This window comes from Roseateles sp., assembly GCF_036404855.1.
In the GTDB taxonomy this organism is placed as follows: Bacteria; Pseudomonadota; Gammaproteobacteria; order Burkholderiales; family Burkholderiaceae_C; genus Pelomonas.
On the sequence record NZ_DASWYS010000048.1, the window covers coordinates 1 to 11,489 of the forward strand.

11 protein-coding genes and 1 CRISPR repeat array are annotated in these 11,489 nt (G+C 67.4%); all 11 genes read left to right on the forward strand.

Annotated features, from left to right (window positions below; all coding sequences use genetic code 11):
- The first annotated feature begins 782 nt into the window (after positions 1-782).
- The 11 genes from VGF12_RS02800 (at position 783) to cas2 (ending at position 10,864) form a co-directional block, all read left to right on the forward strand.
- On the forward strand, positions 783-1,352 hold the full coding sequence (locus tag VGF12_RS02800; protein WP_331174525.1) for a ferritin-like domain-containing protein: 570 nt from the start codon (positions 783-785) through the stop codon (positions 1,350-1,352).
- On the forward strand, positions 1,349-1,753 hold the full coding sequence (locus VGF12_RS02805; protein ID WP_331174526.1) for a c-type cytochrome: 405 nt from the start codon (positions 1,349-1,351) through the stop codon (positions 1,751-1,753). The genes VGF12_RS02800 and VGF12_RS02805 overlap by 4 nt, the downstream gene beginning before the upstream one ends.
- 156 nt (positions 1,754-1,909) lie before the next feature.
- On the forward strand, positions 1,910-2,479 hold the full coding sequence (locus VGF12_RS02810) for a hypothetical protein (RefSeq protein WP_331174527.1): 570 nt from the start codon (positions 1,910-1,912) through the stop codon (positions 2,477-2,479).
- 192 nt (positions 2,480-2,671) lie between these two features.
- A complete protein-coding gene (locus tag VGF12_RS02815) occupies positions 2,672-3,019 on the forward strand; it encodes an integrase (protein ID WP_331174528.1) in 348 nt (115 codons plus the stop codon).
- Between the two features lie 159 nt (positions 3,020-3,178).
- The gene (locus tag VGF12_RS02820) at positions 3,179-5,476 is read left to right on the forward strand and encodes a CRISPR-associated endonuclease Cas3'' (RefSeq protein ID WP_331174529.1); all 2,298 of its coding nucleotides are present in this window, start codon (positions 3,179-3,181) and stop codon (positions 5,474-5,476) included.
- A 46-nt stretch (positions 5,477-5,522) separates the two neighbouring features.
- Complete coding sequence (cas5c, locus tag VGF12_RS02825) at positions 5,523-6,173, forward strand: type I-C CRISPR-associated protein Cas5c (protein WP_331174530.1); 651 nt, start codon at positions 5,523-5,525, stop codon at positions 6,171-6,173.
- Positions 6,170-7,945: a type I-C CRISPR-associated protein Cas8c/Csd1 gene (cas8c, locus tag VGF12_RS02830; RefSeq protein ID WP_331174531.1), complete on the forward strand. Its 1,776-nt coding sequence runs from the start codon at positions 6,170-6,172 to the stop codon at positions 7,943-7,945. The genes cas5c and cas8c overlap by 4 nt, the downstream gene beginning before the upstream one ends.
- Complete coding sequence (gene cas7c, locus VGF12_RS02835; RefSeq protein WP_331174532.1) at positions 7,942-8,850, forward strand: type I-C CRISPR-associated protein Cas7/Csd2; 909 nt, start codon at positions 7,942-7,944, stop codon at positions 8,848-8,850. The genes cas8c and cas7c overlap by 4 nt, the downstream gene beginning before the upstream one ends.
- A gap of 11 nt (positions 8,851-8,861) precedes the next feature.
- Positions 8,862-9,509 (forward strand): CRISPR-associated protein Cas4, encoded by a 648-nt coding sequence (gene cas4, locus VGF12_RS02840; RefSeq protein WP_331174533.1) that lies wholly within the window; start codon positions 8,862-8,864, stop codon positions 9,507-9,509.
- A gap of 7 nt (positions 9,510-9,516) precedes the next feature.
- Complete coding sequence (cas1c, locus tag VGF12_RS02845; protein ID WP_331174534.1) at positions 9,517-10,566, forward strand: type I-C CRISPR-associated endonuclease Cas1c; 1,050 nt, start codon at positions 9,517-9,519, stop codon at positions 10,564-10,566.
- A 7-nt stretch (positions 10,567-10,573) separates the two neighbouring features.
- Positions 10,574-10,864 (forward strand): CRISPR-associated endonuclease Cas2, encoded by a 291-nt coding sequence (gene cas2 / locus VGF12_RS02850; protein WP_331174535.1) that lies wholly within the window; start codon positions 10,574-10,576, stop codon positions 10,862-10,864.
- A 201-nt stretch (positions 10,865-11,065) separates the two neighbouring features.
- Positions 11,066-11,456: direct repeats of the CRISPR family, unit length 37 nt; unit sequence ACACCGCCCGTCATCAACGACGGGCGCGGATTGAAAC.
- Positions 11,457-11,489: the final 33 nt, after the last annotated feature.

Below are 11,489 nucleotides of genomic sequence, written 5' to 3' on the forward strand. Positions count from 1 at the left end.
GGTGTTCATCGAGGGGAGTACGCGCATCAGCGTGGCGATCGAGTACCTGATCCTGTCGACCTGGTCGCACACGACGCTGTTCGTCGGAGACGCGCCGTCGCCACCGCGCTGGCGGCGCGGAGCGCCCATGCCTCATCGAAGCTGACCTGCGCGAGGGCGCGTGCGCCTTGGACCTGAGCCAGTACGCGGGCCTGCACACCCGCGTCTGTCGGACTGTGAGGCTGTCGACGCAGGACGCGCAGCAGCTCGTCGCCTATGCGGTCGGGTGCATCGGCCAACAGTACGACCGGCGCAACGTGATCGACCTGGCGCGCCATCTCTTCCCGATGCCACCCCTGCCGGTGCGCTGGCGGCGGCGCCTGCTGGCCCTGGGCAGCGGTGATCCCGCTTGCCAGCAAGCGCGAGATCCTGCGCAGACGCCCCCACGGGCTGTACACGCCGCGCGACTTCGACCTCTCTCCCGGCTTCAATGTGGTGAGGCCGCGCCGGCTCGCTGGCTTCGACCACCGCGCTCTGGTCGGGGCTGACGACTCGCAAGCAGTCCTCGATCCCGAGAGCGCCGCGGGTCCAGCGCGGATCAACGCCTGGCGACTGCCGGTACGCGCACCGCCCGCTGCGCGGGAACGCGGCGAATGGCCACTGCATCGAATGGGCAGAGTCGATCGCACCGCATACGGAACCTCCGAACCCTGCGCCGCGTCCGAATCGCCGCCGGCATGCCGGCACAGCAAGCCTGGGCCGGGTTTCACACCCGGTCTCGATGACACCCTAAAGGAGAAGCCATGTCCTTCCTGCAGATGCCTCACCCCACCGCGGCCCGCCGCCTCTTTCTCGGCCATTCCGGCCTTGTCCTTTCCGGTGCAGCGGTCGCGCTGCTGGCCGGCAAGGACGCACTCGCCGCGCAGTCCGGTGGCGGAGCGCCCCAGGACATCCAGATCCTGAACACCGCGCTCGGCGCCGAGCTCGAGGCGATCGCGGCTTACCAGTTGGGCGCGGATAGCAAGCTGCTGCAAAAGCCCGTGCTGGATCTTGCCGTGACCTTCCAGGGCCACCACAAGGAGCATGCCGAGGTGCTGGCCAAGACGGTGGAAAGGCTGGGTGGCAAGCCTGTGCTTGCCAAGCCCAGCTACAACTTCCCGGTCAGCCAGTTGAAGTCGCAGGCCGATGTGCTGCGCTTCGCGGCCAAGCTGGAACAAGGTGCCGTAAGCGCCTACCTGGGCGCCGTGCCGTTGTTTGGCAACCGCGATCTGGCAAAGGCCGCCGCCAGCATCCTGGGCGACGAAGCGATGCACTGGGCCATCCTGCGCAATGCACTGGGCGACACGCCCGTGCCCTCGGCCTTCGTGTCATGAGTATGCGCCGGTCATGGCTTGCCAGCGCACTGGCCCTTGTCATTGCCAGCGCGGCGCAGTCCGCGCCCGATCAACGGCGCGGCGAGCAGGTCTACGCGCGTTGCATGGCCTGCCATGCGCTGGCCTACGACCGGGTGGCGCCTCGTCACTGCAGCCTGCTGGGCCGGCGGGCCGGGAGCGTGCCCGGCTTCGCCTACTCCCAAGCCATGAAGAGTTCACGCATTACCTGGGACGAGAAGACGCTCGACTGGTTCCTGGCGCGGCCGATGAAAGCCGTGCCTGGCACCACGATGACCTACGACGGCGTCCCCGATGCCAAGGACCGTGCCGACCTCATCGCCTATCTGCGGCACGCCAACGACAGCGCGGAGTGCCGCTCCTTGGGGCCCAGTCACCGATGAGTCAAGACGGTTCTCGAAACAACCTCCAACGCCCCGCAATGCCTCACCAACGAAAGGCGCCGAACCATGCAAGAGGAAACGACTGAAGTCCGACACCGACGAGCCGTGGAGAGCACGAGGACGTCCTATCGACCCCCGCCCGGAACTCGTGTCGTCATGATTGTGGGCACGATGGTGGCCATTGCAGCCATTGCCGCGGCGTGCGGTGGTGGCTCCGACGATCCGCCTGCGGTCGATCCGGCGGTGCTGGTCGCGCAGGGCAAGCAGATCTTCCGGTCCGACACCTTTGGAGACGAGATATTCTGGACTGACAAGCTGAAGATGAATGAGGTCATCGGCGCTGTCGTGGATCCGGCAACGGCCTTGTTGGTGGGCCTGAAGGTGGACGCGGATGCGCTTCCGGCCGCCGTGGTGCAGGGCATCCAGTCTGGCAGCATCAGCCTCACGAGCCCGGCAACTACAGTCGCCTTGTTGAAGCTCGACGCGGTCATTGGCGTCAAGGGCACGGTGGAAACCGTCAACGGCCAGGATGTGCTCAAGCGAGTCGGCATCACCTGCGCGCTGTGCCATTCGACGGTCGACAACTCCTTTGCCCCGGGGCATCGGCAAGCGCCTGGATGGCTGGCCCAACCGGGACCTGAACCCCGGCGCCATCATCGCGCTGTCTCCCGCGCTGGATGCCGCCGCGAAGGCGGTCTTCAATTCCTGGGGCAAGGGGAAATTTGACCCGCGCCACAACATCGACGGGATCAGCAAGCCCGTGGTCATCCCGCCGGCTTTCGGCCTCGACGGCATTCACAGCCATTCGCGCTGCGGCAGTTCAAGGCGCTTTATGCGTTGACCGGCGACACGGCGTTCTGCTTTCCGGCCCGATCGGCGACGGGTGAGGCGCCAGCGGACCACGTTTGCGTCAAGAGCGTGTCCAAGCAAATCGGCGATCGCCAGACACAGTTCAAGAAGCGGGCGGGGCCGCTGACGCATCGCAAGCATGACAACTCGCTTATGTTGTCCGGGGGCAGGGCGGGGGCGTGGACGCCGCATGACTTGCGGCGCACTGGCGCCACCATGATGCAGCTGCTAGGCGTGTCACTCGATCTGATCGATCGATGCCAGAACCACGTGATGGCTGGCAGCAGGGTCCGTCGGGCTTATCTGCATCATGACTACGAAGCTGAGAAGCGCGACGCGTGGGAGCGTCTGGGTGTGCGGTTGGATGTATTGTTAGCTGGCGATGAGATGGACGCTCAATTGGCAACGCCAGATTGAGCGGCGAGGGGCTGAGGCCGGCCTTCGGGCATGGGGAAACTATAGAAGGCGATCTTCGGTTGCCCTCGGGAAACCACCAGGCTACATAAGCTGCTTGGCTCATCTGGTGAGCTACTTGCCCCATAAGCTGACACCCACTGCGCGTATCAAGGCTTTGGAATGTTGATTGCACACAGCCAAAACGACGACAAGGACTGGCACGGTTTGATGGCACACCTCGGCAAGGTCGCCACACTGGCCGCCGAGTTCTCGTCCGCATGGGGCGACACGCTCTGGGCCGGCTTGGCCGGCGCCTGGCATGACCTGGGTAAGGCCCGGCCCGGCTTCCAGCGGCACATCCGCCGCAACCCCGACGCCCACATCGAAGGCCGCGCCCCCGGCGCCGAGAAGACCCACTCCGCCGCCGGAGCCCTGCATGCCCGGGCCGAGTTCGAGCGCCTGCTCGATGCCCGCAGCGCCGACGCCCTGGCGCGCGTCCTGCAGTACCTAATCGCCGGCCACCACGCGGGCCTGGCCGACTGGCAGCCCCAGGACGGCCACGGCGGCCTGGCGCCTCGCCTGGCCGATGCCGCCGCCAAGACCGAGTACGACGAAGCGCTGCGAGGCCTGGCCGAAGCCGGCGAAACGCTGCGCCCCTCCCCCGACGCCGCCACACTCATCGCCGCCGCCCGCGCACTGCTGGGCCCGTCCGAGCCCATGGCTCACTCGCTGGCGCTGCGCATGCTGTTCTCGGCCCTGGTGGACGCGGACTTCCTCGACACCGAATCCCATTTCGACGCCGACAAGGCCAACCGCCGCGCCAACTTCCCGCCCATCGCCCGCTATGCCGAACAGTTGCAGGCCCACCTTGCCGGCCTGGCGAGCCGCGTGCAGGCCGGCGGCCAGGCCGGTACACCCGTGATGCGCGCCCGCGCCCAGGTGCAGCAGGCCTGCCTCGCGCAAGCCGCCCAGCCCCCCGGCGTGTTCACCCTTACCGTGCCCACCGGCGGCGGCAAGACGCTGTCATCGCTGGCCTTCGCGCTGGAGCACGCCCGCCGGCACGGCCTGCGGCGTGTCGTCTACGCCATTCCCTACACCAGCATCATCGAACAGACGGCCAGCGTGTTCGCCGGCATCTTCGACGACGGGCAGGTCATCGAGCATCACAGCCAGGCCGAGGGCGCGCCCGGCAGCGACACCACCGCCTCGCGCCTGGCCTGCGAGAACTGGGACGCACCACTCATCGTCACCACCAACGTGCAGCTGTTCGAGTCGCTGTTCGCCGCCAGCACCTCGCGCTGCCGTAAGCTGCACCGGCTGGCCGGCAGCGTCATCGTGCTGGACGAGGCGCAGATGCTGCCACCCGAGTTCCTGCAGCCCATCCTCGACACGCTGAACGTGTTGCTGGCCCGCTATCGCATCAGCCTCGTGCTGTGCACCGCCACCCAGCCGGTGCTGACCAGCCGCAGGGCCTTCGACCCTTGCCAAGCGCTGCGCGGCCTGCCAGCGCCCCGCGCCATCGTCGAGCCCGGCCCGCTGTTCGACGCGCTGCGCCGCACTGAGATCCACTGGCCGGCCGACCTGAACACCGTCACCGAGCTGCCAGCCCTGGCCGAGCGACTGCTGCAGGAACCCCGCGCGCTGGCCATCCTGAGCACCCGCGCCGACGCGATGGAACTGGCCAAGCTGCTGCCGCGCGACAGCACCCGCCACCTCAGCGCCGCCATGTGCGGCGCACATCGTGCCCAGGTCATCGCCGAAGTGCGGGAGCTGCTGAAGGCGCAGGTGCCGCTGCACGTCGTCAGCACACAGCTGATCGAAGCCGGCGTGGACGTGGACTTTCCCGTCGTCTGGCGCGCCCTCGCGGGGCTGGACTCCATCGCCCAGGCTGCCGGCCGCTGCAACCGAGAGGGGCGCCGAGCGCGCGGCGACGTGCATGTCATCGTGCGCCCCATCCCCAAGCCGCTGGCGCTGCTGCGCAACGCGGCCGACACCACACGCAGCCTCCATGCCGAGGGCCTGCCCGACGCGCTCGCGCCGGCCGCCTTCGAACGCTACTTCCAGGCGTTCTATGCCAAGCAGGATCTCGACCAGCACCGCATCGCCGAACTGCTCGACGAGCGCAGCGGCCCCATGGAATTCAGCTTCCGCAGCGCGGCCGACAGGTTCCGCCTCATCGACGACGAGGGCCAGGTCTCGCTGCTCATCCCGTTGAACCGGCTGATGGACGGCCACGACCAGCTCGCGCCGCTGATCGCCAAGCTCGAAGCCGGCGAGGCCGACCGCTGGCTGCTGCGTAGCGTGCAGCGCTATGTGCTCACCATCCGCCAGCATCAGTTGAACGACCTGCTGAGCAGCGGCGCCGTCAAGGGCCTGGCCTGCGGCCTCTATCTGCTTGAAGACGACACCCGCTACGACCGCAGGTTCGGTCTGCTTCCGCGAGGTAACCCTCTGGATGCGATGACCCTGGTGCAGTAGCGTTTCACATACGCGACCCAAGATCGCGACATTCAGGGAGTTACCCATGCCACAGAGCTTCTGCCTGCAAGCCGCAGGCGACTTCGCCTGTTTCACCCGCCCCGAGATGAAGGTGGAGCGGGTCAGCTACGACGTCATCACCCCCTCGGCTGCCCGCGCCATCTTCGAGGCCATCCTGTGGAAGCCCGCCATCCGATGGCGGGTGACGCGCATCGAGGTGCTGAGCCCCATCCGCTGGATGAACCTGCGCCGCAACGAGGTCGGCGCCGTGATCTCGGCCAGCAATGTGCAGCAGGCGATGAATGCCGGCGAGGGTCATCTGGCGCTGTACGTCGAAGACGAACGCCAGCAGCGTGCCGGCCTGTTCCTGCGCGATGTGACCTACCGCCTGCATGCCGAGCTGGACGTGCGCAACGGCGAGCCGCGCCAGAAGTACGAGGAGATGTTCCTGCGCCGCGCCGCCAAGGGCCAGTGGGTCAACCAGCCCTACCTGGGCTGCCGCGAGTTCGCGGCTGACGTGCGCCTGGTGAAACCCGGCACCGCGCAGCCGACACCCATCGCCGAGACCCGCGACCTGGGCTGGATGCTGCACGACCTGGACTTCACCGACCTCGCCTCGCCGCAGCCGCGTTTCTTCCGCGCGCAGATGCAGGCCGGCGTCATCGCCGTGCCCGCCTTCGAGGAGGCCGCCGCATGATCCTGCAAGCCCTCGCCCAGCTCTACGAGCGTCGCAGCCGCGACCCCGATCCGGCGCGCCGGCTGCCTTCGCCCGGCCTTGAAGACAAGGACATTCCCTTCATCGTCGAACTGCGGGCCGACGGCAGCCCCGTGCTGCTGCGCGACACCCGCCGGCCGGATGGCAAGAAGCTGCGTGCCCAGACCTTTCTCGTGCCGCAAGGCGTCAAGAAGACGTCGGGCGTGGCGGCCAATCTGCTGTGGGACACGGCGGAGTACACGCTTGGCGTCAGCGCCAAGGCGGAGGCTCCCCGCCTGCCCGAGCAGACCGCCGCCTTCCTGGCCCGGGTGCAGGCCCTCGCGCCGCACGCCGATGACGATGCAGGCCTCAGCGCCCTGCTGGCCTTCCTGCAGGCGCCCCAGCTCGACGTGCTGCGCACCGCGCCACACTGGGAGGAGATGCTGCAGGGCAATGCGCTAGTGAGCTTCGAGCTGCAAGGCGATGCGGGTGTGCTGATCTGCCAGCGCCCCGCCGTGCAGGCCGCCATCCGCGCGCTGGCTGCGGCTCAGGCGCCAGGGGCGCTGGCCCATTGCCTGGTGGAAGGCGCGCCGCGCCCGGTGGCCCGCCTGCACGGCGCCATCAAGGGCGTGTGGGGCGCACAGACCATGGGTGCCAACATCGTCTCCTTCAACCTCGGCGCCTTCAACTCCTACGGCAAGGAGCAAGGTCTCAACGCGCCGGTGGGCGAGGCCGCCGTGTTCGCGTACACCACGGCGCTGAACGCGCTGCTGGACCGCGACTCGCGCAACCGCATCCAGGTGGGCGATGCGTCCACCGTCTTCTGGGCGGAAGCACCACACCCGTTCGATGGCGAGTTCACGCTGGCCGATCTCTTCGCCGAGGCCGACAACCCCGACAAGAACCGCGATGCCGTGCGCGCGCTGTTCAACACGGTGCGCTCGGGGCAGATGCCGCAGGCCGTTGGCGACACGCGTTTCTTCGTGCTGGGCCTGTCGCCCAACGCGGCGCGCATCAGCATCCGCTTCTGGCTGCCGGCCGTGCCCTTCGCCGACCTGGCTCCGCGACTGGTGCAGCACTTCGATGACATCCGCGTGGCCCGCCGCTACGACGGCGACCCCGAGACGCCGTCGATCTTTCGCCTGCTCACCAGCCTGGCACTGCAAGGCAAGGCCGACAACATCCCGCCGCGCCTGGCCGGCGAGTGGATGCGCGCCATCCTCGAAGGCCGCCCGTTGCCAGCGGGGTTGCTCAACGTCGCCGTGCAGCGCTGCAAGGCCGAACAGGACGTGAGCTATCTGCGCGCCTGTGTGCTCAAGGCATGGCTGAACCGGCGCGCACGCGCCGCATCCGACCCCACCCGTCCACCACAAACATTCAAGGAGGCCCTGGACATGGACAACCCCGCACCCGCCTACCGGCTGGGCCGGCTCTTCGCCACGCTGGAGCGCATCCAGGAGCAGGCGCTGCCCGGCATCAACGCGACCATCCGCGACCGCTACTACGGTGCGGCATCAACCACGCCGGTGACGGTGTTCACCACCTTGCTGCGCCTGAAGAACGCCCACCTCAAGAAGCTCAGCGACAGCTTCAGCAGCTACTTCGAGAAGCTGATCGGCGAGATCCTCGCGCCGCTCACCGGCTTCCCGCGCCAGCTCAGCTTGGCAGAGCAGGGCGAGTTCGCGCTCGGCTACTACCACCAGCGCCAGGCCTTCTTCACCAAGAAGACCGACACCGACACCAGCACCGACCAACCCCAGGGAGAACAACCATGAGCACCCCCATCACCGGCCGCCTCGACTTCGTCCTGCTCTTCGACGTGAAGGACGGCAACCCCAACGGCGACCCCGATGCCGGCAACATGCCCCGCATCGATGCGGAGACTGGCCACGGCCTGATGACCGACGTGGCCCTGAAGCGCAAGCTGCGCAACTTCGTCCAGCTCGTCAAAGGCGCGCAGCCGCCCTACGACGTCTACATCAAGGAAAAGGCGGTGCTGGAGCAGACGCACCGCAAGGCCTATGAAGCCATCGGCGCCTCTGAAGAACTTGGCGGCGACGACGACCCCAAGGCCAAGAAGAAGCGCAAGGGCAGCGCCGACAGCGTGGACAAGGCCCGCGCCTGGATCTGCCAGAACTTCTTCGACGTGCGTACCTTCGGCGCCGTCATGTCCACCGGCGTCAACTGCGGCCAGGTGCGCGGCCCGGTACAGATGACCTTCGCCCGCTCGGCCGACCCCATCGTCGCCAGCGAGCACGCCATCACCCGCATGGCCGTGGCCACCCAGGCCGAGGCAGACAAGCAGGAGGGCGACAACCGCACCATGGGCCGCAAGCACACCGTGCCCTATGCGCTGTACCGCTCGCACGGTTTCGTGTCGGCCTTCCTGGCGAAGCAGACCGGCTTCTCGGCAGAAGACCTGGAGCTGCTGATGCAAGGGCTGGAGCAGATGTTCGAGCACGACCGTTCGGCGGCGCGCGGCGAGATGTCCACGCGCGGGCTGCTGGTCTTCCAGCACGACAGCGAACTGGGCAACGCCCACGCCCACAGCCTGTTCGACCGTGTCGCGATCAAGCTGAAAGACGGCGTCACCGCCCCGCGCAGCTTTGCGGACTACGAGGTGAGCGTGAACGACGCCGACCTGCCGAATGGCGTGAAGCTGCTGCGTCGCATCGGCTGAGGTGCCAAGGGATGGACGCCGACGACCCCATCCCTCTTTCCGCCCTGCAGCACTGGGCCTACTGCCCGCGCCAGTGCGGGCTGATCCACATCGAGCAGGTGTTCGATGACAACCTGCACACGCTGCGCGGCAATGCGCTGCATGCACAGGTGGACCAGCCCGGCCTGCAGACCGAGCGCGGCCGGCGCGTGGAGCGGGCGCTGCCCCTATGGCACGACGGGCTGGGCCTGATCGGCAAGGCGGATGCGGTGGAGTTCCTGCCCGACGGCACGCCCTACCCGGTGGAATACAAGCAGGGCTCGCGCAACAAGGCGGCAGGCATCGCCGCCTGTGACGACCTGCAGCTCGCAGCGCAGGCGCTGTGCCTGCAGGAGATGACCGGGCGGGCCGTGCAGGAAGGCGCGATCTTCTACGCCAGCAGCAAGCGCCGGCGCGTGGTGCCCATCACCGACGCGCTGCGCGCCGAGGTCGTCGCCACGCGCCACGCCGTTGCGGCGCAGATCGCGTCGGGCCGGCTGCCCGCGCCGCTGGCAGGAGATCTGGCGCAGCAGCGTTGCAAGCCCTGCTCGCTGCTGGACCGCTGCCAGCCCGCGGCTGCGCAATCGCCGGCGCTGGCCCAGGCCCGGCAGCACTTGTTCGAGCCCGACGCCGATCTTTGAGGTGGCCATGCATCTGCTGAACACGCTGTACCTCACCACGCCCGATACCTATCTGCGGCTGGAGAACCAGACGCTGGCCATCGAGCAGGATCAGACGCTGAAGTTGCGCGTGCCGCTGCAGCACCTGGCGGCCGTGGTCTGCTTCGGGCACATCCAGTTGTCCACGCCGCTGATGCATCAGCTGGCCCAGCAGGGCATCGCGCTGGTGCTGCTCGACGCAAACGGGCGGTTCCAGGCCCGGCTGGAAGGCCCGACCGCCGGCAACGTGCTGCTGCGGCAAGCGCAGCACCGGGCCATAGCCCAGATGGACCGCACGCTGCCGCTGGCGCGCAGCTTCGTCGCCGGCAAGATTCGCAATGCCCGCAGTCTGCTGCTGCGCGGCGCGCGCGAGGCACGCACCGAGGCAGACGCAGCGAGCCTGACCCGGCAGGCCCAGAACCTCGCGGCCAGCCTGCGCGCGTTGCCAGACAGCGCCACGCTGGATGCCATTCGCGGCATCGAAGGCGAAGCGGCACGGCAGCACTTCGCCGGACTGAGCCTGCTGGTGCGCCTCGATGCGCGCGAGCACTTCAGCATGCAGGGCGGCCGCAGCCGCCGCCCGCCACGTGATCGCTTGAACGCGCTGCTGTCCTTCCTCTATAGCCTATGGATGAACGACTGCCGCAGCGCGCTGGAAGCGGCAGGACTGGACCCGCAGATCGGCTTCTTGCACGCCCTTCGGCCGGGCCGTGCTGCTCTGGCGCTGGACTTGATGGAAGAGTTCCGCCCCCAGGCCGAACGCCTGGCGTTGACGCTCATCAATCGACAGCAGCTTCGTGCCGACGACTTCCTTGAGCGTGAGGGCGGCGCCTTCAGCATGCACACCGATGCACGCAAAGGAGTTCTGGTGGCGTTTCAGGAGCGCAAGCAGGAACTGCTTCAGCATCCGTTGCTGTCGCAGCCTGTGGCGCAGGGACTGATTCCCCTGATCCAGGCCCGGTTGCTGGCGCGCGCCGTGCGTGAGGAGATCAACGCTGATGGCCAGACATGCACCTATGTGCCCTTCCTGATCAAATGAGGGCGCCATGCTGGTGATCGTCTGCTATGACGTCAACACGGAGACGAAGGAAGGCCGACGTCGTCTGCGCAGGGTCGCTAAGCTCTGTGAAGCCAGCGGCCAGCGTGTGCAGAAGTCGGTTTTCGAATGCCAGATCGATTTGGCGCAGATGGAAACGCTTGAGCGCAGGCTTCTAGCCGAAATCAACGACAAGCAGGACTGTCTGCGCATTTATCGGCTGCCCGAGACACGCGGCGCCGAGGTGAGGGAGTACGGCCAGTTCAAGGCCGTCGACTTTGAAGGTCCACTCGTGCTTTGATCGAAACTTGGTCAGGCTCCCAGCCGCGAACCTGAAGCACCCGAGGCTTTGGCCTGGAGTTCGCGCGCACCGCAAATCGATGATCCAACAGCTGTTTCCAGCTTTCCCCGAGAGTTTCAATCGACATCTGGATCGCAGGATTGGCAGGTTCGCGCAAGTGCGGACAATTGCACTGCCCCGTCAGGTAGTTGCAATGACGGCACACCGCCCGTCATCAACGACGGGCGCGGATTGAAACCGCGGCCTGATCGTCAAGGCCTGCGGCCCGGACGACACCGCCCGTCATCAACGACGGGCGCGGATTGAAACTGCTTTCCCACGGCCAGAAAAGCAAAACGGCGACACACCGCCCGTCATCAACGACGGGCGCGGATTGAAACGGCGGCGGGCCGTAGGGCGTGATGGGGGTGGGTGACACCGCCCGTCATCAACGACGGGCGCGGATTGAAACAGTGGCGGCTGGCCTGGCGGCGTTGTGTGCGAAACACCGCCCGTCATCAACGACGGGCGCGGATTGAAACCAGCTCGAGGGCTGATAACCGCAGCCCCCCGTACACACCGCCCGTCATCAACGACGGGCGCGGATTGAAACGGGTACCACTGGATGCCAAGCGCCGCCGCCTCC